Here is a 22,741-nt window from a genome sequence, read left to right on the forward strand (position 1 = left end):
AATTGCGTGAAGCAGCCTGATCTCTACGTTCCCCTCTAATAACGTTGAAAAGGGAACTGAAATGACACGTGAAAAGGATCAATCTTCGCCCCTGAGTATCGGCCGCCGTCACTTCGTTGGCGGTGCCGTCGCGCTGGGTGCTTTGCCAGTCCTCACCTCCGGCCTCTTGATGCCGCGCGATGCCCGCGCGCAGGAAGCGAAGCGCGGTGGTCATCTGAAACTCGGTCTCAAGGGCGGCGCCACCAGTGATGCGCTCGATCCCGCGACCTATAGCGCCTCGGTGTTGTTCGTGATTGGCCGTCTCTGGGGCGACACCCTTGTCGAATCCGACCCTAAGACCGGTACGCCCTTGCCGTCGCTGGCGACTTCCTGGACGCCATCGGCGGACGCATCCGTCTGGACTTTCAAAATCAGGAACGACGTGCAGTTTCACGACGGCAGCAAGATGACCGTCGCGGACATCGTCGCGACACTGAAGCGACACGCGGACAAGAATTCGCAGTCGGGCGCTCTGGGACTCATGGCCTCGATCACCGGTATCGAAGAAAAAGCGGGCGACCTTGTCCTCACACTTTCGAAAGGCAATGCGGACCTACCTTTGCTTTTGACCGACTATCACCTGATCATCCAACCGAAGGGCGGCCTCGACAAGCCTGCGGCGGCCATCGGTACAGGTCCTTACATTCTGAAAAGCTTCGAACCGGGCGTTCACGCAACCTTCGAGAAAAACCCGAAGGATTGGCGCTCCGACCGCGGCTTTGTCGACAGTGTCGAAATCCTCGTCATCAACGACAATACCGCCCGCGTTGCCGCACTTGCCTCCGGCCAAGTCCATTTCGTCAACAATGTCGACCCCAAGACAGTCCCGATGCTGCAGCGAGCACCGACCGTCGAAATCCTCCGGAATGCAGGCAAGGGCTTCTATTGTTTCCTAATGCATTGCGACACGGCTCCCTTCGACAACACTGATCTTCGGCTTGCGCTGAAATATGCCATCGATCGTCAGGCGATCCTCGACAAGGTTCTGGGCGGCTACGGAGCCATCGGCAACGACTATCCGGTCAATTCTAACTACGCTCTCGCCCCGACCGATATCGAGCAGCGCCCTTATGATCCAGACAAGGCCGCCTTCCACTTCAAGAAAGCGGGTCTCGACCGCTCCATTCAGCTGCTCACGTCAGACGCAGCCTTTCCGGGCGCTGTGGATGCGGCGATCCTGTTCCAGCAAAGCGCGCGCAAGGCCGGCATCACGATCGACGTCAAGCGCGAACCGGAAGACGGCTACTGGACCAATGTCTGGAACAAGCAGCCCTTCTGCGCCTCGTTCTGGGGCGGTCGTCCGACCCAGGATTCGCGCTATTCCACCTCTTACCTGTCGACCGCAGAATGGAACGACACGCGTTTCAAGCGCCCTGACTTCGACAAATTGGTTCTGCAAGCAAGGTCAGAACTTGATGAGGCTAAGCGCAAGGTGCTTTATCGGCAATTGGCCCTGATGGTGCGAGACGATGGCGGTCTGATTCTGCCCGTCTTCAACGACTACATCATGGCCTCTTCGAAAATGCTGAAGGGATATGTCGACGATATCGGCAACGATATGTCCAACGGCTACATCGGCAGCCGCGTGTGGCTTAATGCCTAAAGCTCTTCTGGATATATGACAATGTCAGACCTCAGCTTCACAACCATCGAAAATCAGTGGATCACCTTGAAGGATCGGACGCGGCTGGCGGCACGCATCTGGATGCCCGACGGCGCTGAGCAGAACCCCGTTCCTGCCGTGTTCGAATTCCTGCCCTACCGCAAGCGGGACGGGACCAGCCCCAGGGACGAGTCGACCTATCCGGTGTTCGCCGCCGCCGGCATTGCCGGCGTGCGGGTCGATATCCGCGGATCGGGCGAATCCGACGGCGTCATCGACGGCGAATATACCGAGCGAGAGCTTGCCGATGCCTGCGAAGTGATCGCCTGGATCGCGGCGCAGCCCTGGTCGAACGGCTCGGTCGGCATGATGGGCATCTCCTGGGGCGGCTTCAACAGCCTGCAGGTCGCAGCCCTGCGCCCGCCGGCGCTCAAAGCCGTCATCTCGATCGCCTCGACCGTCGACCGTTATAATGACGATATCCACTACAAGAACGGCTGCCATCTCTCGGCCCAACTCTCATGGGCGGCGACGATGCTTGGCTACCAGTCGCGTCCGCCCGATCCGGCACTTGTCGGCGAGCGCTGGAAGGCGATGTGGCTTGAGCGCCTGGCGGGCGAACCCTTTTTCATGGAGGAGTGGCTGGCCCATCAGCGGCGCGATGATTTCTGGCGTCATGGCTCGATCTCGGAGGATTTTTCGAGCGTCGAGATTCCGACGCTCGTCATTGCCGGCTGGGCGGATGGCTACCGCAATACGCCGCTGATGGCGGTCGAGGGTCTGGGCGAGAAGGCGAAAGCGCTAATCGGTCCCTGGGTGCACAAATATCCGCACTTCGCCTGGCCGAAACCGCGCGCCGATTTCCATGGCGAAGCGATCGCCTGGTGGAACAAATGGCTTCGTGGCGAGGACAATGGCATCGACGGGCTGCCGCAGGCCCGCGCCTATATTCTCGATGCCGTCCGCCCGGCGCCGCGGCGCGACAGCGATCCCGGTTTCTGGATCGCGCGTGATGTCTGGACGCCGCCGCATATGCAATGTTTCTACGTCGAGCAATTCGGCAGGCTGACCGAAGGCATGCCGATCCCGCATGCGCCCGAGCATCCGGTCTATCTCAAGTCTCCTCTCGATACCGGCACGGCATCGGGTGAATATTTCACGCTCAAGCCCGACGCCGAAATGGCAATTGATCAACGCTCGGACGATGCCGGCTCGCTGGTCTTCGATACTATACCGCTTGCCCATGATTGCGACTATCTCGGCCGGCCGGTGCTGACACTGCGGCTGCGCCCCCGGGCGGCGCATGCAAATCTCTGCGCCCGGCTGATCGACGTCCATCCCGACGGCACGGCCATGCGCGTCGCCTTCGGCGTCGTCAATCTTACTCACCGCGACGGCAATGCCGATCCGAAACCGCTGATCCCAGGCGAGACGGTGTCGATCCGGCTGGTGCTCGATGCCTGCGGCTATCGCTTCCGCAACGGGCATCGCATCCGCCTTTCGCTGTCCACCGCCTATTGGCCGATGATCCTACCGCCGCCTGAGGACGAAGGGATCGACATCGATATCGCCTCGCTCGGTCTGGGGTTGCCGGTGCTCGGCGACCATCGCAGCATCGCTATCGCGGCGCCGGCCAATCCCGATTCCCTGCCGAGATATATCGAGCACGCGGCTGCCGCGACGACACGGCAGATCGTCCGGGATCTCTCGGCCAATCGGACGGACTATCGCATCCACGAGGAGACCGGGCTTTATGAACATCCTGAGACGGGCCTGTCGACCCGGCAATTGCGCGAGGAAGTCTGGTCGATTTCGCCGGATGATCCGCTGTCGATGACCGGTGTGTCGACCTGGACCTGCGACATGCACCGTCCCGGCTGGTTCGTGCGGACCGTGGCAACGGCGCGGATTGCCTGTACCGCAACCGATTGGATCGTCAGCGCCGTCGTCACTGCGTTCGAGGACGACGTGCAGATCTTCGAAAAGATCTTCGCGGAAAAGAAGATTGCGCGCGATCTGATGTGATCGTCAAAGCATCGCGAAATGCCTGACGGCCTCGCAGACTGCGCGGAAGCCGTCGCGCGCGCCATCGCTCATATGGCGGGCGCGCAGCCAGGCATGCACCATCTGCGGCTCCTCCCGGAACCAGACTTCAATGTCCTCCGCAGTCAGCCGGGCGGCATAGTGCCGGCCGTCATCGCGAAGCGGATCGAAATGCGCGACGGTGATGAAGGTCGGCGGCAGTCCGACGAGCGAAGCTGCCTGCAGCGGCTCGGCGATCGCATTTCCTTCAGGTGCCCGCAGGATTTCGCGATAATAGGCGACATCGGCCGTCGTCAGGCCGGGTGCGGCGGCCATTTCCACATAGGACCCTGTATCGAGATCACCGCCGAGGCTGGGGTAGATCAGCACCTGGCCGACGACGCCCGACAGCTCCTCATCGCGCGCCCGTAAGGCAAGGCCGGCCGCGAGATTGCCGCCGGCGCTGTCACCGATCAGCACGACTTTGTTGCCGGCGGCAAGCAGATGTTTGAGCACGGCGAAGCCGTCGTCCGTCTGTGCCGGCCAGCGATATTCAGGGGCCAGCCGGTAATCGACGGAAACGAGTTCGGCGCCGGCAAAGTCGGCGATCTCGGCGCAGATGGCGTGATGGCTCTCAAGCGAACCGACGACGAAGCCGCCGCCATGGAGATAGAGCAGAACAGTCCGGGTGATGATTTTCCGCGGACGGTAGCGCCGGATCGGTATGCGCTGAACCATGCCATCCGCAAAAATCATATCCGGGGGCAACGGGCGGTCGAAGCGCGCGCAGAGAGTATCGTACCAATGCCGCTGCTGCTCGACCGGGGCTTCGACGGCGTCCGCGGGATAGAAGCTATCGCAAATCTGGAGAAACTGCAGGATGCTCTTTTCGGTGGGGACAGGCGATGGAGCGGACATTGAGGGTCCTTTCGATTTTGGACATGCGGATCATGCCCTTGGCCGACTCTGCGTCCATCATGCCCCTTTGCGACGGTGGCAATCTGTCTGGCCGCGACCCATGGATGTCGCGATGCTTCCTTATTTTGATCCTGCATTTCCAGGGCTTTGGCGCTTTTTTCAAAAAGATCCAATATTTTTCGCGGCCGACCCAAGGAAAGCTATCGGAGAAACGTCTCAATCCTGAAATAGCATCTTGCTTGATAGCTTGGGGGTAGGTGCGCATTGGATGCGGAGCTCATAGAACGAGCACAGCGCGGCGACAGGGAGGCCTTCGGGCAACTGGTCTCGCGCCATTATGATTTCGTCCGCGCGACGGCGTGGCGATGGTCGGGCAGTTCCACGGATGCGGACGATATCGCCCAGGAGGTCTGCGTCAAAATCGGCGCCGCCATCGGCGGCTTTCGCGGCGCAAGCCGCTTCAGGACATGGCTTTACACGCTGACGCTGAACGCCGCTCGCGATCACAGACGCAAACGCGCACGAGAGGAGCAGACGTTCCGCGCCTATGCGGTCGAACCGCAGCCGGATGCACCGGGCGGGAACGACGACGAGCTGGCAAGCGAATTATGGGCGGCCGTGCGCGCTTTGCCGGAACGGCAATGCGACGCCGTGCTGCTCGTCTATGGCGAAGGCCTCAGCCATTCGGCCGCCGCCGATGTCATGGGCTGCTCGGAGGCGACCGTCTCCTGGCAAGTCCACGAGGCGCGCAAGCGGCTGAAGGCCATGCTCGGCAAGGAAGAGGTATGATGGACAAGGAACTCGAAAAACTCTCCCGCCTCACCCCGCCGGCCGTTGATCCGGAGGCGCGCGCACGCGCCCTTGCCGCGGCGATGCAGGCCTTTGACAGCGCAGAAAATAATGCAGCGGTGGCCCAAGGAAATGCCAAAGGCTGGCGTCCAAGCTCCATCATCAACTGGATATGGAGCCCTGCTATGAATAAGAAATTCCTCGCCGGTTCAGCCCTTGCGACGCTGCTCGTCATTCCCGCTGCCGGCTATCTCACCCTCGAGCGGGCCCGCAACCAACCGATCGTCGACCAGGAAAAGATCGCCGGCACCGTTTCGAAAAATGAACTGCCGAAACCATCCCAACTCAGGCTTTCCGAAGCGCCGGCCGAAGAGAATCGGCCGGCTCAATCGTCGGCGGCTGATAGCGCTCAAATCTTGCAGGACAAGGAGCCTCAGGCGGCAAAGTCCGCTGCGGAGTTGCGCGCTGAATTCGATGCCGGCGAGATCGCCGTTCTTAAGAACAAATCGGATGAATCCGCGGCGGCCCTTGGCATGGCCAAACGTGCTGCGCCGGCTGCTCCTGGCGTGGTTGCTCAAGGCCAGCTACTGGCTGAACCGATGGCCGCCGTTGCCCCCTCGCCTGTTCCGCCGGCGGATGGACGTGCTCAGCTCCAGCTCGACCCCGGTCGCGAGCGCTTTGCCAATGCCGCGGCAAATCCGATCAAAAGTGTCGCGGCCGATCCGGTTTCTACCTTCTCCGCCGATGTCGACAGCGCTTCCTATTCCTTCGTCCGCCGGTCGCTCACCGGCGGGGCGATGCCGGATCCGCAATCGGTTCGCGTCGAGGAGATGATCAATTACTTCCCCTATGACTGGCCGGGTCCCGAGACGGCCGACCAGCCCTTCAAGGCGACCGTGACGGTGATGCCGACCCCGTGGAACCACGACACGGAACTGATGCACGTGGCGATCAAGGGTTATGACATCGCGCCGGCGACCGCGCCGCACGCCAATCTCGTCTTTCTGATTGACGTCTCGGGCTCGATGGACGAACCGGACAAGCTGCCGATGCTGAAGAGCGCCTTCCGGCTGCTGGTCAACAGGCTGAAGGCCGACGACACCGTGTCTATCGTCACCTATGCCGGCAATGCCGGCACGGTGCTCGAGCCGACGCGGGTGGCGGAGAAATCGAAGATCCTGTCGGCGATCGACAGGCTGGAGGCTGGAGGCTCGACCGGCGGCGCCGAGGGCATCGAGGCGGCCTACGATCTTGCCAAAAAGGCCTTCGTCAAGGACGGCGTCAACCGGGTGATGCTGGCGACGGACGGCGACTTCAATGTCGGCCCGTCGAGCGACGAGGATCTGAAACGCATCATCGAGGAGAAACGCAAGGACGGCATCTTCCTCACCGTTCTCGGCTTCGGCCGCGGCAATCTCAACGATTCCCTGATGCAGACGCTCGCCCAGAACGGCAATGGCAGCGCCGCCTATATCGACACCTTGGCGGAGGCGCAGAAGACCTTGGTCGAAGAAGCCGGATCGACGCTGTTTCCGATTGCGAAGGACGTTAAATTCCAGGTCGAGTTCAATCCGGAACGGATCGCCGAATACCGGCTGATCGGCTATGAGACGCGCGCCCTCAAACGCGAGGACTTCAACAATGACCGCGTCGATGCCGGCGATATCGGCTCCGGCCACAGTGTCACGGCGATCTATGAGATCACCCCCAAGGGAAGTCCCGCGGTCATGAATGACGAGCTGCGGTACGGCGTGCCCAACAAGGCGCCGGCCGAGACATCGGGCAGCGCGCATCAGGGCGAGCTCGCCTTCGTCAAGATGCGCTACAAGCGGCCGGGTGAAGAAAAAAGCGCCCTGATCACCACGCCAGTCGGTGACGGCAACGCGTTCGCCACTATCGATGCCGCGCCTGAGGACGTTCGCTTCTCGGTGGCCGTCGCCGCCTTCGGCCAGAAATTGAGCCGCACCGCCGCCCTTGATGCTTATTCCTATCAAGCGATTGCCGATCTCGCTGCGGCATCGCGGGGCGCGGATGCCTTCGGCTACAGATCGGATTTCCTCGGTCTCGTCAGGTTGGCTGACGGACTCAGCCAACGGTGAAGAGAGAAGCACCACAGAGCAGAGACCGCGTGGGAAGGCGGCCTCTGCGTCTGAGCGTTTGGAACGAGGAGTTCCCCTGTTCAGTCTGTGGACTGATAATCGATATGATTAAATCAGCCCACAGTATGAAACGGAAACCCATTAATACAGGTCGCGGGCTGAATTATTGTTGGTGTAAGATAGGGCGCTCTATCCCAGTTTTGAGCCATTGGCCGTGAGATAGACGGCGTAGAGCGACGTGGTTGCGGTGATGAAGAGGCGGTTCCGTTTCTCGCCGCCGAAAGCGACGTTGGAGACGATCTCGGGAATATTGATCTTGCCGATCAGCGTGCCATCCGGGTCATAGCAGTGCACACCGTCGCCGGCGCTCGTCCAGATCCTTCCCTTCCGGTCGACGCGGAAACCATCGAAAAAGCCCGCGGTGCATTCGGCAAAAATGCCGCGGTCGCTCAGCTGGCCGCCATCGGACACGGCGAGCTTTCTGATATGGCGCGGACCGTCGGACAGGTGCGATGCCCCGGTATCGGCGATATAGAGCACCGTTTCGTCAGGGGAGAAAGCTAACCCGTTCGGCTTGACGAAGTCGGACGCCACCCGGTCGGTTGCGCCTGTTGCCGGGTCGTGCCGGTAGACGTGGCACCCGCCGATTTCCTCTTCGCCGTAGTCGCCTTCATAATCGTGGAGAATGCCGTAACTCGGGTCGGTGAACCAGACGGTGCCGTCGGATTTCACGGTGACGTCGTTGGGCGAATTGAGCCGTTTGCCTGCGATCCGATCGGCCAGCACGCTGATTCCGCCGTCGAAATCAGTGCGCGTGAGACGGCGTGTCAGATGCTCGCAGGTGATCAGCCGGCCCTGATTGTCGACGGTGTTGCCGTTGGAGTTGTTGCTCGGCGAGCGGAAGACCGATGTCTGCCCGCTGGTGTCGTCGTAGCGCATCATGCGATTGTTGGGGATATCCGAGAAGACCAGGTAGCGCCCGGCGGCAAACCAGGCCGGTCCCTCCAGCCAGCGGCCGCCTGTCCAAAGCCGCTCGACGCGGGCATGGCCGACGAAGCAGCTTTCAAAGCGCGGGTCGAGAACCTCGAACCCTGTACCCTCGATTTCCCCGAACATGATGCCTCCTCGTCTCAAATTGTTATCGATACCATTCTGCCCTGCTTCGCGGCCTTCGTATAGAGATCGATGGACTGTGGAACGCAGCATTCCAGTAATAATATTGATTGTGCGATGATAGCGATAACTTTATCCTATCCGGAGTTGCCAACTCGGATAGCTGTTTTAAGGGCGGAGACCAGTGAAAAACGAGGATGAGCCAAAAGACAAGCGTCTCAAGGGAGGAGACGCCCAAAAGCTGACGATGGCTGAGGTCGCCAAATATGTCGGCGTATCGGCCATGACCGTTTCGCGCGCCTTTCGCCAGGATGCGAGCGTTTCCGAAGAGACGCGCAAGCGCATCATGGAAGCGGTCGATGCGCTCGGTTACGTGCTCGACCTTTCCGCTGGCAGCCTTTCCTCGCGGCGCAGCGGCTTCATCGCCGCGCTGGTGCCCTCCATCAACAATTCGAATTTTTCCGACACCGCGCGCGGCATCACCGACGCGCTGGAGAATACCGGCCTTCAGCTTCTGCTCGGTTATACCGACTATGCCGCTGAGAAAGAGGAAAAGCTGATCGAGGCGATGCTGCGCCGGCGTCCCGAGGGCATCATCCTGACAGGCGGCTCGCATACCGACCGGGCGCGGCGCATGCTTGATAAGGCCGGCATTCCCGTGGTTGAAACCTGGGAAATTCCGGAGGAGCCGATCAATCATGTCGTCGGCTTTTCCAACAGCGAGGCGATGTCGCTGCTGGTGCGAACGCTTGCCAGTCAGGGCTATCGCAGGTTCGGCTATATCGGCGGCACGACGGCACGCGATACGCGCGGCAGCCAACGGCGCAGCGGTTTCCTGAAGACTGTCGAGGAACTGAGCCTGGGACCGGGCCGGGCGATTTCCTTTGGCGTGCCGCCGATCACCATGGAACAGGGCGGCCAGGCAATCGTCAGTCTGTTGGAGCGCTGGCCGGACACGGAAGTCGTTCTCTGCGTTTCCGACCTGTCCGCCTTCGGCGCGATCATGGAATGCAAGCGCAGGGGAATGCGCGTGCCTGAAGATATCGCCATTGCCGGTTTCGGCGATTACGAGATCTCGTCGATCTGTCATCCCAGCATCACCACGATCAATGTCGACTGTTACGGCATCGGCCGCCAGGCCGCCGGCCGCCTTCTCGATGCCCTGCAGGGCAGCGGCGAGGCGACCGGCGATGAAATCACATTGACCGGCTACAGGGTCGTACTGCGCGAAAGCACGGATCGAAGCGCCCGATAATCCGTGCCTTGTCAGAAGGCGATCTGGACTTTCATCGACTTGCTGCGGTCGCTTGCCAGTTCAAAGGCGGCGACGGCCTCGTCGATCTTAAAGACGCCTGTCAGCAGCGGCTTCAGATCGACGCGGCGCGCGTTGATCAGCTCGACGGCGAGCGCAAATTCCTCGTGAAAGCGGAACGTCCCGCGCATCTCGATTTCCTTGGCGACGATCATGTTCTGCGGGATGGAGACATCGCCGCCGAGGCCGAGCTGCACGAGAACGGCGCGGGGCTTCAGCACCTCCAGGCCCGCGCGCACCGCCCGCTCATTGCCCGACGCCTCGAACATGACGTCGAAATATCCCTTGTCGGCGCCGTAGGCGGCAAGGTCGGCGACATGCGTGGCGACATTGATCGTCCGATCCGCGCCGCTGGTGCGGGCGATCGCCAGAACGCTGTCGGTCACATCGGTCGCGACGATTTCGCGGGCGCCGAGAACGCGCGCCGCAACGATTGCCAGCATGCCGATCGGGCCGCAGCCGGTGACGAGCACCCGTTTGCCCAGCAGCGATCCGGCGCGGCTGGCGGCATGCAATGTCACGGCAAAGGGTTCGGCGAAGGCCGCTTCGTGAATGGAGATGCCGTCGGCAACCTTGTGGCATTGCCAGCGCTCCGCCACCAGCCGCTGGCGAAAGCCGCCCTGAATATGCGGCATCGGCATGGCGCTGCCGTAAAACCGCATGTTGAGGCAGTGGTTCTGCTGTCCCTTCAGGCAATATTGGCAATGATTGCACGGCCAGCTCGGGGACACCGCAACGCGGTCTCCGATGGCAAGATCGCTCACACCGGCGCCCAGCGCCTTGACCGTGCCGGCGATTTCGTGGCCGAGGATCATCGGCTCGCGCAGGCGAACGGTGCCGAAGCCGCCGTGATTGTAATAATGCAGGTCGGAGCCGCAAATGCCGCCGGCTTCGATGGCGATTTCCACCTGCCCCTCGCCCGCAACCTCCGGCTCGCGCTCCTCGATCCTGAGATCCTTGGCGGCATGAATGACGATGGCTTTCATATCGAAACCCTCACACGACGGGAGTTGGAAGCGGGTTGCCGGCAAAATGCGCGGCGAGATTGTCTCTGACCAACTGGCCCATGGCCTTGCGGGTTTCGACGGTGCCGGAGCCGTGATGGGGCTGCAACACCACGTTTTGAAGCGTCAGGAAACGCGCATCGATCTTTGGTTCGTTCAGGAACACGTCGAGGCCGGCGGCCTGGATGGTGCCGTTCTGAAGGGCTGCGATCAGCGCCTCTTCATCGACGGTCGTCCCGCGCGAAACATTGATCAACATGCCGTTGGGGCCGAGCGCTTTCAGCACCTCGGCATTTATGATCTTCATCGTCGCCTGCCCGCCGGGGACGATGACGATCAGGAAATCGGCCCAATCGGCAAGCGCCACCAGGTCCGGCTGGTAAGCATAAGGAACATCCGTGTGCTCGTTGCGGGCGAAGTAAGCGATATCGCAGCCGAAAGCGGCAGCCCGCCTGGCGATCGCCTTGCCGATCCGCCCCATGCCGGCGAGTCCGACCTTCTTGCCGGCGACGCGCGTTACCAGCGGCATGGCGACATTGCCCCACTGGCCGGCGCGGACGAAAACATCGGCCTGCGGAATCTGCCGCGCCGTGGCAAGCAGCAGTCCGATGGCGATATCGGCGACATCCTCGGTCAGAACGTCGGGTGTATTGGTGACGCGAATGCCGTTGGCGCGGGCATAGGAGAGGTCGATGGCATCGGTGCCGACGCCATAACAGGAGACGATCTCGAGCGTCGGCAATTGTTTCATCAGTTCGGCGGAGGCGCCGAGTTCGCCACGCGTCGCAATGGCGCGAACATTCTTGCCGACCCTTGCAATCAGTTCCTGCTTATCGGCCGCTTCCCACAGGCGGTGAATGCGATACTTCGCCTCCAGATCGACCATATCCCATTCCGGATAGGCTCCGGCCATCAAGATCTCTAGCTCAGGCATTCCATCTCCGTCCCGCATTTTGACAGTTGATTATGTTATCGATAACATATAATTCGAAAAAGCGATGTCAAGTGAGTTTCACCTGAAGTGGCGGTATAAGCCGTCATTCGTAGCGACACCGGAGGAGTTATTTGCATGAAGAACCTGTTTGATCTGACCGGGCAGCTTGCCCTGATCACCGGCTCGAGCCAAGGGATCGGATATGCGCTGGCCGAGGGCCTGGCGCAGCATGGCGCCGAGGTCGTCATCAACGGCCGCACGCCCGAAAGCGTCAAACGTGCCGTCGAGAGCCTCAAGGCGCAGGGACTGTCTGCCCATGCGGCCATCTTCGACGTAACCAGCAAGGACGCCGCCAAAGCGGGCATCGATGCGATCGAGGCCGATATCGGCCCGCTCGACATCCTGATCAACAATGCCGGCATGCAGTTTCGCACGCCGCTGGAAGATTTCCCGGCGGACAAATGGGAGCTGCTACTGACCACCAACATTTCGAGCGTATTTTACGTCGGCCAGGCGGCTGCCAAAGCCATGATCGCCCGCGGCCAGGGCAAGATCATCAACATCGCTTCCGTGCAGAGCGAACTGGCGCGCCCGGGCATCGCCCCCTATACCGCGACCAAAGGCGCGGTGCGCAATCTGACGCGCGGCATGTGCGCCGACTGGGCCAAGCACGGCCTGCAGATCAATGCGATCGCGCCGGGCTATTTCAAGACGCCGCTCAATCAGGCGCTCGTCGACAATCCGGAATTCTCGTCCTGGCTGGAGAAGCGGACGCCGGCCGGACGCTGGGGCAATGTCGAGGAACTTGTGGGTGCTGCTGTCTTCCTCTCCGGCCGTGGCTCATCCTTCATCAACGGCCACACGCTTTACGTCGACGGCGGCATCACCACCTGCCTCTGACAGGGACGCGACGATGAAGCTCAAGAAAGAAACACCGCCTCCGGCCGTCGTGGTCATGGGTGTCAGCGGCTGCGGCAAATCCTCCGTCGGCGAGGGCATCGCCGCGCGAAACGGCATGCGGTTTGTGGAGGGCGATCAGCTCCACCCGGCTCGCAATGTCGAGAAGATGGCGAAGGGCATACCGCTCACCGACGACGACCGCCTGCCCTGGCTCGACCGGATCGGCGCGGAAATAAAGACCGCGCAAGACGCATCGCAGGGATTGGTGATTTCGTGTTCGGCGCTGAAAAGAAGCTATCGGGACAGGCTGCGGCAGGCGGCTGGCGGACGGCTGGCCTTCGTATTCCTCGAAGGATCGCGCGAACTGCTGCTGTCGCGGATGCAGGCCCGTCAGGGCCACTTCATGCCGGCGTCGCTGCTCGACAGCCAGCTGCAGACGCTGGAGCCGCCGGCCGGTGAAGCCGGCGTTGTGGCGGTGGCGATCGACATGGCTTTGGATGATATGGTGGCGCTGGCCTGTGAGGGGCTGAAAAGCGCGGCCATCAAGGGAGGGTTTCATGCAGGATGATTATCGAGCAGACGTCGCCGTCATTGGCGCCGGCATCATGGGAACGGCGATCGTCACGCGACTGATCGAAACCGGCCACAAAGTCTCGGTCTTCGATCTCGATGCCGAAAAGGTCGCGGCATTGACGGGCAAAGGCGCTCACGCGGCGAGCTCCGTGACGAGTGCCGTCTCGGCGTCGGAATTCTGCATTCTCAGCCTCAATCACGCCAGCATCGTGCGCGCCGTCGTCTTCGGCGAGAAGGGGGTTGCGGCGGCGGCGAGTGCCGACAAGCTGCTGATCGACATGTCCTCCATCGACCCTGCCGAGACCGCCGACATGGCGAAACGGCTGCGGGCGGACACCGGCATGGCATGGGTGGATTGCCCGCTGTCGGGCGGCGTGCCTGGCGCGCTCGGCGGAAAGCTGACGATCATGGCCGGCGGCAGCGCCGAGGATTTCGAGCGGGCGCGTGTGGTGATGCGGCATCTTGCCGCCAATTATACGCTGATGGGCGCCTCCGGCGCTGGGCAGACCACCAAGCTGATCAATCAGTTGTTCTGCGCCGTGCTGTTCCAGGCGGTGGCGGAAGCCGTCAAGCTCGCCGAAGCCGGCGGCGTCGATCCCGCAGCCATTCCGGCAGCCCTTGCCGGCGGCAGGGCGGACAGCCGGATATTGCAGGAATTCATGGCAAAATTTGCTGCCCGGGATTTCTCGCCGACCGGCCGGATCGACAATATGCTGAAGGACCTGGATTCGCTCCAGGCTTTTGCGCTGAAGACCAAGACGCCGCTGCCGATGACGGGTGCGGTGGTGGAAATTCACCGCCTGTTGTGCGCCGCCGGTCTTGGGCCGAAGGACTCTGCCGAGATGATGCGCCTTCTCGACGGATTTCGTCCCGGCTGATGTCATTTCGCGGGGTTGGGGATCGTCATTTTCCGCTTGACTATCGATGAATGTTATCGATAACATATTTTTATAAGAACTGCAGCTTTGGGAGGAGCCACAGTGGAAGCCAAGAGACTGCTGGAGTTCCAATCGATCACCAAGAGCTTTGGCGGCACGCAGGCGCTGCGTGACGTATCGATCGATCTGCGCGAGGGCGAGATCCTGGCGCTGCTGGGGGAAAACGGCGCCGGCAAATCGACGCTGATCAAGACGCTTGCCGGCATCTACAAGCCGGATCACGGCGACATCCTTTTTCGCGGCCAGAGCTACCATCATCGCCCGCCGAAACCGAACGAGCGCCAGCCGGTCGCCTTCATCCACCAGGATCTCGGTCTGATCGAGTGGATGACCGTCGGCGAGAATATGGGTCTGTCGCAGGGCTTCTCGATGCGAAGCGGTCTCATCGATTGGAACAGGACGCAGGCGCGGGCCAAGGAAGCGCTGAAGCTCGTCGGCTGCGACTTCGATCCGACGACGCGAGTCTCGGCCCTGTCGCGTACCGAAAAATCGCTCGTCGCCATTGCCCGCGCGCTTGCCGTCGAAGCCGACGTTCTGGTGCTCGACGAGCCGACGGCGAGCCTGCCCGCCGATGAAGTCGATCGGCTGTTCAACGCCATCCGCCCCCTGAAGGAGCGCGGCGTCGGCATGATCTATGTCTCCCACCGGCTCGACGAGATTTTCCGCATCGCCGATCGCGTCGCCGTGCTGCGCGACGGATGCATGGTCGGGCAGAAGCCGGTCAGCGAGACCACTCCCGACGAACTGGTGACGATGATCATCGGCCGCAGCAGTGACAGCCTCTTTTCTAAAGCCGAGATCAAACCCGGCAAGGCGATCGTCGAGGTTCGCGACCTCGTCTGCACCGGCACGAGCCCGATCTCCTTCGATATTCGAGAGGGTGAGCTGCTCGGGCTGGTTGGATTGCGCGGCGCCGGCCAGGAAAGGATCGGCCGGGCGCTGTTCGGCTGCGAGCCCTTCAACGGCTCGGTGCTGCTGCATGGCGAGACGCCGGATCTTTCGAGCCCGCGGCAGGCGATGGCGTCGGGTATCGGTCTGATTGCCCGTGACCGGACGGAGGAATCGGTCGCACTGTCGCTGTCCATTCGGGAAAATACCTATCTCAATCCTGGCGCCGTCGGCCGCGGGATTTTCTCCTTCCTGTCGCCGCGCGGCGAAGCCGATCTTGCCCATGCTATCGGCCATTCCGTCGGCCTCAGGCCGAACGATCCGGATCTGCCGGTGGAGGCGCTGTCGGGCGGCAATCAGCAGAAGGTGGTCGTCGGCCGCTGGCTGGCGACCGGCCGCAAGCTGCTGGTCGCCGAAGACCCGACCGCCGGCGTCGACATTGGCGCGCGCGCCGAAATCTACCGCCTGATCACCCAGGCGCTGGAAGCCGGTCTCGCGGTCGTCGTGGTCTCGACGGATTTCGAGGAAATCGCCCATATCTGCCACCGCGCGCTGGTTTTCTCGCGCGGAAAAATCGTCAGCGAACTGAGTGGAAGCGCTCTGACCACGGAGGCGGTCATCACGGCCGCCTCGGCGTCGGAAGCGGCTTGAGCCATCGGGAGAACAGCCATGCAATCCATTGAATCCACCGCGCTGGAGCCGACCAAGAGCGAAATGGCCGGCCTGTCCACCGGCCAGAAGATCGGCCGCCTGATCCCGGTTTACGGGCTGGTGATCCTCACCCTCGGCCTGATCGTGATCTTCTCGATCCTTCTGCCGGATACGTTCCCGACCGTGCTGAACGTCCGCTCGATCGTGTCGGACAAGGCAATCATCGCGCTACTGTCGCTCGCCGCGATGATCCCGATGGCGTCGGGCCGCATCGACCTGACCGTCGGCTACGGCATCGTGCTCTGGCACATTCTCGCCATCAGCCTGCAGACGGCCTACGGCCTGCCCTGGCCGGTCGCCGTCCTCATCGTTCTCGCGCTCGGCGTCCTCACCGGCTTCATCAACGGCCTGCTCGTCGAGGTCGCCAAGATCGACAGCTTCATCGCAACGCTCGGCACCGGAACGGTTCTCTACGCACTTGCCCTTTGGCACACCGGCGGCCGGCAGGTGGTCGGTGTCCTGCCGGACGGCTTTTATGCGCTGAACGGCACGATGTTGTTCGGCCTGCCGATCACCGGCTTCTATGTGCTCCTGATCGCGATCTGCATGTGGATCGTGCTCGAATATTTGCCGATCGGCCGTTATCTCTACGCCATCGGCGCCAATCCCAAGGCCGCCGCCCTCAATGGCATCCCGGTCCGCAAATTCGTGATCGGCGCCTTCGTCACATCGGGCCTGCTGGCGGCTCTGACCGGGGTCCTTCTCGCCTCGAAACTGCGCATCGGTCAGGCGAGCGTCGGCCTCGAATATCTGCTGCCGGCGCTTGTCGGCGCATTCCTCGGATCGACGACGATCAAGCCGGGCCGGGTGAACGTCTGGGGTACGCTGATCGGCGTCATCATCCTGGCGGTCGGGATATCTGGAATTCAGCAATTCGGCGGATCGTTCTTCGTCGAACCGCTGTTCAACGGCGTGACCCTGCTGATTGCCATCGGCATTGCAGGTTACGCCCAGCGCAAGCGCGGAGCTGTGAGGAGGATCACACCCGCGTCCAAATGAGGATGCCGGCTTACCGGCATTCCACAACAAACAAAATGGAGGAGTGAACATGAAGCGCAGGACTTTAATGCAGGCAACGGTCGCAACCGTCGCCCTTATGCTGAGCATGCCGGCCATGGCCGATTCAATGGCTGACGCCAAGGCCGTGGTCGACAAATACGCGTCCAAGGTGAGGGCCTGGGATGGCCCGACGAGCGGCCCCAAGGGCGCGAGCGGCAAGAACATCGTCATTCTCGCCGCCGATATGAAGAACGGTGGCATTCTCGGCGTCGTCAACGGCGTTCAGGAAGCGGCAGGCGCGTTGGGCTGGACGGTGAAGGCGCTTGACGGCGCCGGTTCGATCGGCGGACGGACGGCGGCCTTCGGCCAGGCCATGGCGTTGAAGCCCGATGGCATCATCATCAACGGCTTCGACGCCGTCGAGCAGAAGCCGGCGATGGAAGCGGCCAAGGCCGCCGGCATCCCGATGGTGTCGTGGCACGCCGCCTCGGCCGTCGGCCCGGTTCCGGACGTCGGCGTTTTCGCCAACGTGACCACCGATGCGATGGAAGTCTCGAAGTCGGCGGCCGATTGGGCCTTCGCCGATGCCGGCGGCAAGCCTGGAGTCATCATCTTCACCGACTCGACCTATGCGATCGCGATCGCCAAGGCCGACCGCATGAAGAAGGAGATCGAGGATCTCGGCGGCACAGTGCTGGAATATGTCGATACGCCGATCGCCGAAACCTCCCAGCGCATGCCGCAGCTGACCACCTCGCTGTTGCAGAAGTACGGCGCGAAGTGGACGCATTCGCTGGCGATCAACGACCTCTATTACGATTTCATGGGCCCGTCGCTCGCCTCAGCCGGGATTGCCGGCGACGGAAAGCCGGTGAACGTCGCAGCCGGCGACGGTTCGGAGAGCGCCTATCAGCGTATCCGCGCCAAGCAGTACCAGGCCGTCACCGTCGCCGAGCCGCTCAACCTGCAGGGCTGGCAGCTCGTCGATGAGCTGAACCGCGCTTTCGCCGGCGCCCCGTGGTCGGGCTATGTGTCGCCGCTGCATGTGGTGACCAGCGCGAACGTCGAGTTCGACGGCGGGCCGAAGAACAGCTTCGATCCCGATAACGGCTATCGCGATCAATACAAGAAAATCTGGGGCAAATAGGCCTTCAATCAGGGCGTATCGACCGATACGCCCTCCCCTCTCCGCATCACCATCGATCCAGCTCCGGCGAGTTTTGGAAAAGAGAAGCTATGATCATTCGTTATGCCTTGTTTGAAGGCGAAATCCATCCAGGCCGGGAAGAGGAGTTCCGCGCCTTTGTCAGAGAGCGGCTCGTCCCTCTCTGGACGAAATTTCCGGGTGCCGAGGAAGTCCGTGTGCTTGATGGAATGGAGCGCGACGACGGCGCCCCGGTCTATGCGATGGCGCTCGCCATCCGGTATCCCGATATGGATGCGGTCAACGCGGCGCTGCGCTCCGACGTACGCTTCGAGAGCCGCGAGGTCACCGGCGAACTGTTGCGGCTCTTCACCGGCAAGGTGCATCATCACGTCTTCCAGGCCAACGAATATCCGCCGCATACCGCCTGATATCGGCGATGCCAACCACACCGGCGAAGCGCCCGCGACGAGTTGCGGGCGCTTTTTCGATTCGGAACGCGCCCTCATGCGGGACCCGACAGTTACGGCGGCCCGGCTTTTCGGGACAATTTTTTATCCAAGGCGTCATTATTAAATTAAATAGTCTATCGATTTAGTAGATTATATCCGATCTTACCGTGCATCGTTCCTGCAATCATCAATCGAAACGGGAAGATCGACGATGACATTGGCAAAGACATTCAAAATCGCGTTGTTCAGTCTGCTTGGCTTCGGCGCCATGCACAATTCCGCTGCGGCCCAGGCGGATGCTCCCCTCCTTGCCAAGGTGCCGCCGGGCACCGTGCTGACGATCGGTGATCCGGTCACGCAGAAGGCGCTTGAAGTGTCCGGCCTCGATAAAGAGCTCACGTTCGAAGTTAAATGGGCCAATATCAGTGGCGGGCCGCAGACGTCGGAAGCCTTCCGTGCCCATGCGCTCGATGTCGGCTCGGTGGCCGAGATCCCCTCGATCTTTGCCAACTGGAACAACCTGCCCGTCCGCAACATCGCCTATCGCGAACGCCGTGACCCGATCGCCAATCCGATCTACCGCTTCGGCATCGCGCCGGGCGCCGGCGTCAAGACGCTTGCGGATTTCCGCGGCAAACGCATTGCCTTCAGTCCCGGTCAGGCCCAGGGCACGCTTGTCCTGCGCGCGCTTCACGCGGCGGGTCTGAAGAGCAGCGACGTCACCCTCGTGGAATTGCCGAGCACCGGCGACGTATACCCGAAGGCGCTGGCCAGCAAACAGGTCGACATCGCGCCGCTCGGCACCGTCTATATCAGGCGCTACATCACCCAATACGGACCTGACGGCGCCACGCTTCTTGAGCATGGCCTGCGGGATGATCCCGGCCACCTTTATGCACCGCAATGGGTTCTGGACGATCCCGCCAAGGCGGCGGCTCTCGCGGAATTTGTCGGCCTGTGGGCGCGCGCCACCGAATGGGTGAACCGCAACCCGGACCTCTGGATCAAGGAATACTACGTCGGTCAGCAGGGCCTCAGCCAGGAAGACGGGGAATATCTCGTCAAGATGACCGGCGAACAGATCGTTCCCGCCGATTGGAGCGACGTGAAGAAGCGCCATCAGGAAACGATCAACCTGCTGGCGGACGAGCTCGGTTACAAGCCTTTCGACGTCGAGCAGATTTTCGACCATCGCTTTGAAAAGCTCGGTGCGGCGGCTTTGGCCAAGGGCCTGTAATTTTCGATATCCCTTCGCAGAGGAGATCTGAAGCATGGCAACCATTTGGGATGCGGGCGAGGCGAAACTATCGCCGCGACCCGGCAGCAGAATTGAGCATTCAGGTTCACGTCTGGCTAAAATGGCCAGCCCGATCAGCTCTGCCGGCCCTCGTGCCCGGCGCAGACTGGGTCCGGGACCGGCGATACCGCTCGGGCTGCAGATCGGGCCGGCATTGCTGGTCTTGGCCTGGGTCGTCGGCTCGGCGCTTGGCTGGATCGACCCACGCACCCTGTCGGCGCCCTGGACGGTGGTCGAGGCTTTCGCACGGCTGATAGAGCAGGGTCGGCTGCAGGACAATTTCGTGACGTCGGCGACGCGCGCTTTGCTCGGCCTTGGCATCGGCTTGCTGATCGGCACGATCCTGGCCGTCATCGCCGGTCTTTCCCGGATCGGCGAGGCACTGATCGACGGGCCGGTCCAGATCAAGCGGGCGATCCCGACGCTGGCGCTGATCCCCTTGCTCATCCTGTGGTTCGGCATCGGCGAGAGCATGAAGGTTACGACCATCGTGCTCGCCGTCATCGTGCCGATCTACATCCATACGCACAATGCATTGCGCAGCATCGACAGCCGCTATGTCGAACTGGCCGAGACGCTGCGCATGAGCCGGAAGGACTTCATCCTTCAGGTCGTGCTGCCGGGCGCTTTGCCCGGTTTCCTGCTGGGGCTGCGCTTTGCCGTCACCCTCTGCTGGGTTTCCCTCGTCGTCGTCGAGCAGATCAATGCCACCAGCGGGCTCGGCTACATGATCGATCTTGCCCGCAATTACGGGCAGACCGACGTCATTCTCGTCGGCCTCGTGGTCTATGTGCTGCTGGGTCTGGTCTCGGACGGTCTCGTCCGCCTCATCGAACGGAGGGCTCTCTCATGGCGCCGCACCCTGGCAAACTGAAGCCGGCGGCCACGGCCGTCCATGTGCGAAACCTCTTCCGCCGGTTTGCGGCAAAGACGATTCTCGATGGCGTCGATCTCGATATCGCGGAGGGCGAGTTCGTTGCCTTGCTCGGCCGCAGCGGCTCCGGCAAAAGCACGTTCCTGCGCGCCCTTGCCGGGCTCGATCACGGTGTCGAGGGAAGCGGAACCCTTGAGACGCCGGAAAGGCTCTCCGTGGTTTTCCAGGATGCCCGCTTGCTGCCGTGGCGCAGCGTCATCCAGAACGTCACGCTCGGCCTGCCGGGCGCCTCCGGCCAGGAAGGCGGCAGGAAGGCTTTGGCGGAAGTGGGACTTGCGGGGCGGGAAGTGGCATGGCCGAACCAGCTATCCGGCGGTGAGCAGCAGCGGGTCGCGCTTGCCCGTTCCCTGGTGCGCGAGCCGGCCTTGCTTCTCGCCGACGAGCCCTTCGGCGCGCTCGACGCGCTGACCCGGCTGAAGATGCACGATCTGCTGCGGGAATTATGCGCAAGGCACCGTCCCGCCGTGCTGCTCGTCACCCATGACGTCGACGAGGCGATCGCGCTGGCCGACCGGATTCTGGTTCTCCACGAAGGCCGGCTCATCGAGGATCTCAGGATCGATCTGCCGGCGCCGCGCGATCACGGCGATCCGCGTTTTGCAGAGTTCCGAAGCCATCTTCTCGGCCGGCTCGGGGTCAGCGTCCCCGGCCGCAAAGCAGCCTGATATCAGCGGAGAAGCAAGCCAATGAGCACATCGAAACGGCAAATGCGACTCGGCGCCTTTATCATGGCGACCGGCCATCATATCGCTGCCTGGCGCCATCCGGATGCGCAGGCCGATGCCGGCCTCAATATCGATCATTACCGGGACCTGGCGCAGACCGCCGAACGCGGGAAATTCGATCTCGTCTTCATCGCCGACAGCCCCGCGGGATGGGAGCGGGCCGCGGATCCGGAAGCGTTTCGCCGCATTGCCCAGGGCGCTCATTTCGAGCCGCTGACCCTTTGGGCCGCCCTCTCCCAGGCGACCAGTCATATCGGCTTCGTCGCCACGGCATCGACGACCTACGAGGACCCCTATCTTCTCGCCCGCAGATTCGCGTCGCTGGATTATATCTCCAGGGGCCGCGCCGCATGGAACGTCGTCACGACGGGCGCCGACGTTTCGAAGAACTTTTCGATCGCAGGCCATCCCGCCCATGCCGATCGTTATGAGCGGGCCGAGGAATTCGTCGACCTGGTGAAGGGATTGTGGGATTCCTACGAGGACGATGCCTTTATCCGCGACAAGCAAAGCGGGGTCTATCTCGATCCCGGCAAGGTGCATCTCGTCAATCACAAGGGCAAGTTCTTCTCGGTGGCGGGTCCGCTCAATGTCGGCCGCCCCGTTCAGGGCTATCCCGTCATCGTGCAGGCCGGCGCATCGGAACCGGGACGCGAACTTGCCGCCCGCACCGCCGAGATGATCTTTACCGCCAATCAGACGCTCGACGATGCCCAGGAGTTCTATTCCGATGTCAAGGGGCGGCTTGCCCGCTACGGGCGGCGGCCGGACGACCTTTTGATCAGCCCCGGCATATTTCCCGTTCTCGGCGGGACGGAGGCCGAAGCCCAGGCGAATTACGACTATATCCAGTCCCTTGTTCACCCTTCCATCGCCTGGAACATCCTTGCCCGCCACTATAAGGGCGTCGATCTTTCCGGCTATTCGCTTGATGATCCCGCCCCTCCCCTGCCGGGAGATACCGAACTCAACAAAAGCCGCCTCAAGCTGGTTTCCGACCTGGTCTCGCGCAATCATCTGACGCTGCGCCAATTCTATCTGGCGGTCGCCACCGCGCGCGGCCATCGTACCGTCGTCGGAACGCCCGAGCAGATCGCCGATGCGATGCAGAGCTGGTTCGAGAACGGCGCCGCCGACGCCTTCAACATCATGCCGCCGGTCCTGCCCACGGCGCTCACCGACTTCGTCGATCAGGTCGTGCCGATCCTGCGCAAGCGCGGCCTGTTCCGGCATGAATATGAAGGCACGACGCTGCGGGAGAATCTCGGCCTCCAGCGCCCGCCGAACGGTTTTGCGCTTCAGGCGCAGGCTGCACAGGCAGCCGTATGATCTTCCCGGAGGCCTTTC

General features: G+C 62.1%; 20 protein-coding genes. 16 read left to right on the forward strand and 4 right to left on the reverse strand.

The genetic code is table 11. The annotated features are described in order from the left end of the window. Positions 1–61: 61 nt before the first annotated feature. Positions 62–1,642 carry an ABC transporter substrate-binding protein gene (locus AMK05_RS23215; protein ID WP_064841661.1) on the forward strand — a complete coding sequence of 527 codons (1,581 nt, stop codon included), beginning with the start codon at positions 62–64 and terminating at the stop codon, positions 1,640–1,642. A gap of 21 nt (positions 1,643–1,663) precedes the next feature. Then, positions 1,664–3,667: a CocE/NonD family hydrolase gene (locus tag AMK05_RS23220; protein ID WP_064841662.1), complete on the forward strand. Its 2,004-nt coding sequence runs from the start codon at positions 1,664–1,666 to the stop codon at positions 3,665–3,667. A 3-nt stretch (positions 3,668–3,670) separates the two neighbouring features. Here AMK05_RS23220 and AMK05_RS23225 read toward each other — a convergent pair whose 3' ends face one another. Beyond that, the gene (locus AMK05_RS23225) at positions 3,671–4,582 is read right to left on the reverse strand and encodes an alpha/beta hydrolase (RefSeq protein WP_064841663.1); all 912 of its coding nucleotides are present in this window, start codon (positions 4,580–4,582) and stop codon (positions 3,671–3,673) included. A gap of 264 nt (positions 4,583–4,846) precedes the next feature. On the opposite strand from AMK05_RS23225, the gene AMK05_RS23235 reads away from it, so the two are divergent. Then, a complete protein-coding gene (locus AMK05_RS23235) occupies positions 4,847–5,371 on the forward strand; it encodes an RNA polymerase sigma factor (RefSeq protein WP_064841665.1) in 525 nt (174 codons plus the stop codon). After that, a complete protein-coding gene (locus tag AMK05_RS23240) occupies positions 5,368–7,470 on the forward strand; it encodes a vWA domain-containing protein (RefSeq protein ID WP_064841666.1) in 2,103 nt (700 codons plus the stop codon). The genes AMK05_RS23235 and AMK05_RS23240 overlap by 4 nt, the downstream gene beginning before the upstream one ends. Before the next feature lie 189 nt (positions 7,471–7,659). Here AMK05_RS23240 and AMK05_RS23245 read toward each other — a convergent pair whose 3' ends face one another. Beyond that, positions 7,660–8,586 carry an SMP-30/gluconolactonase/LRE family protein gene (locus tag AMK05_RS23245; protein WP_064841667.1) on the reverse strand — a complete coding sequence of 309 codons (927 nt, stop codon included), beginning with the start codon at positions 8,584–8,586 and terminating at the stop codon, positions 7,660–7,662. Between the two features lie 181 nt (positions 8,587–8,767). Between AMK05_RS23245 and AMK05_RS23250 the strand changes: the two genes are divergently transcribed. After that, positions 8,768–9,838 (forward strand): LacI family DNA-binding transcriptional regulator, encoded by a 1,071-nt coding sequence (locus tag AMK05_RS23250; protein ID WP_064841668.1) that lies wholly within the window; start codon positions 8,768–8,770, stop codon positions 9,836–9,838. A gap of 11 nt (positions 9,839–9,849) precedes the next feature. Here the strand turns inward: AMK05_RS23250 and AMK05_RS23255 are convergent, their stop codons facing one another. After that, on the reverse strand, positions 9,850–10,881 hold the full coding sequence (locus tag AMK05_RS23255) for an L-idonate 5-dehydrogenase (RefSeq protein WP_064841669.1): 1,032 nt from the start codon (positions 10,879–10,881) through the stop codon (positions 9,850–9,852). Positions 10,882–10,891: 10 nt separating this feature from the next. Continuing rightward, entirely contained in the window at positions 10,892–11,833 is a 942-nt protein-coding gene (locus tag AMK05_RS23260; protein WP_064841670.1) for a 2-hydroxyacid dehydrogenase, read from the reverse strand. 135 nt (positions 11,834–11,968) lie between these two features. Here AMK05_RS23260 and AMK05_RS23265 point away from each other — a divergent pair, with 135 nt between their 5' ends. The 11 genes from AMK05_RS23265 (at position 11,969) to AMK05_RS23315 (ending at position 22,723) form a co-directional block, all read left to right on the forward strand. Further along, the gene (locus AMK05_RS23265) at positions 11,969–12,733 is read left to right on the forward strand and encodes an SDR family oxidoreductase (RefSeq protein ID WP_010029976.1); all 765 of its coding nucleotides are present in this window, start codon (positions 11,969–11,971) and stop codon (positions 12,731–12,733) included. Between the two features lie 13 nt (positions 12,734–12,746). After that, positions 12,747–13,301, forward strand: coding sequence for a gluconokinase (locus AMK05_RS23270; protein WP_064841671.1), 555 nt, complete (start codon positions 12,747–12,749; stop codon positions 13,299–13,301). Beyond that, the gene (locus AMK05_RS23275; protein ID WP_064841672.1) at positions 13,291–14,184 is read left to right on the forward strand and encodes an NAD(P)-dependent oxidoreductase; all 894 of its coding nucleotides are present in this window, start codon (positions 13,291–13,293) and stop codon (positions 14,182–14,184) included. Before AMK05_RS23270 ends, AMK05_RS23275 begins: the two co-directional genes overlap by 11 nt. 102 nt (positions 14,185–14,286) lie before the next feature. Then, entirely contained in the window at positions 14,287–15,783 is a 1,497-nt protein-coding gene (locus tag AMK05_RS23280; protein ID WP_064841673.1) for a sugar ABC transporter ATP-binding protein, read from the forward strand. An 18-nt stretch (positions 15,784–15,801) separates the two neighbouring features. Then, positions 15,802–16,842, forward strand: a complete 1,041-nt coding sequence (locus AMK05_RS23285) for an ABC transporter permease (RefSeq protein ID WP_064841674.1) — start codon at positions 15,802–15,804, stop codon at positions 16,840–16,842. Between the two features lie 49 nt (positions 16,843–16,891). Beyond that, on the forward strand, positions 16,892–17,989 hold the full coding sequence (locus AMK05_RS23290; RefSeq protein WP_064841675.1) for an ABC transporter substrate-binding protein: 1,098 nt from the start codon (positions 16,892–16,894) through the stop codon (positions 17,987–17,989). 89 nt (positions 17,990–18,078) lie between these two features. Further along, the gene (locus AMK05_RS23295) at positions 18,079–18,417 is read left to right on the forward strand and encodes a hypothetical protein (RefSeq protein ID WP_064841676.1); all 339 of its coding nucleotides are present in this window, start codon (positions 18,079–18,081) and stop codon (positions 18,415–18,417) included. 232 nt (positions 18,418–18,649) lie between these two features. After that, positions 18,650–19,675 carry an ABC transporter substrate-binding protein gene (locus tag AMK05_RS23300; RefSeq protein ID WP_064841677.1) on the forward strand — a complete coding sequence of 342 codons (1,026 nt, stop codon included), beginning with the start codon at positions 18,650–18,652 and terminating at the stop codon, positions 19,673–19,675. A gap of 34 nt (positions 19,676–19,709) precedes the next feature. Continuing rightward, complete coding sequence (locus tag AMK05_RS23305) at positions 19,710–20,609, forward strand: ABC transporter permease (protein WP_064841678.1); 900 nt, start codon at positions 19,710–19,712, stop codon at positions 20,607–20,609. After that, positions 20,585–21,334 carry an ABC transporter ATP-binding protein gene (locus AMK05_RS23310; RefSeq protein WP_064841679.1) on the forward strand — a complete coding sequence of 250 codons (750 nt, stop codon included), beginning with the start codon at positions 20,585–20,587 and terminating at the stop codon, positions 21,332–21,334. Before AMK05_RS23305 ends, AMK05_RS23310 begins: the two co-directional genes overlap by 25 nt. Before the next feature lie 21 nt (positions 21,335–21,355). Next, complete coding sequence (locus AMK05_RS23315) at positions 21,356–22,723, forward strand: LLM class flavin-dependent oxidoreductase (protein WP_064841680.1); 1,368 nt, start codon at positions 21,356–21,358, stop codon at positions 22,721–22,723. Positions 22,724–22,741 lie beyond the last annotated feature (18 nt).

Source organism: Rhizobium sp. N324 (assembly GCF_001664485.1).
Classification (GTDB): domain Bacteria; phylum Pseudomonadota; class Alphaproteobacteria; order Rhizobiales; family Rhizobiaceae; genus Rhizobium.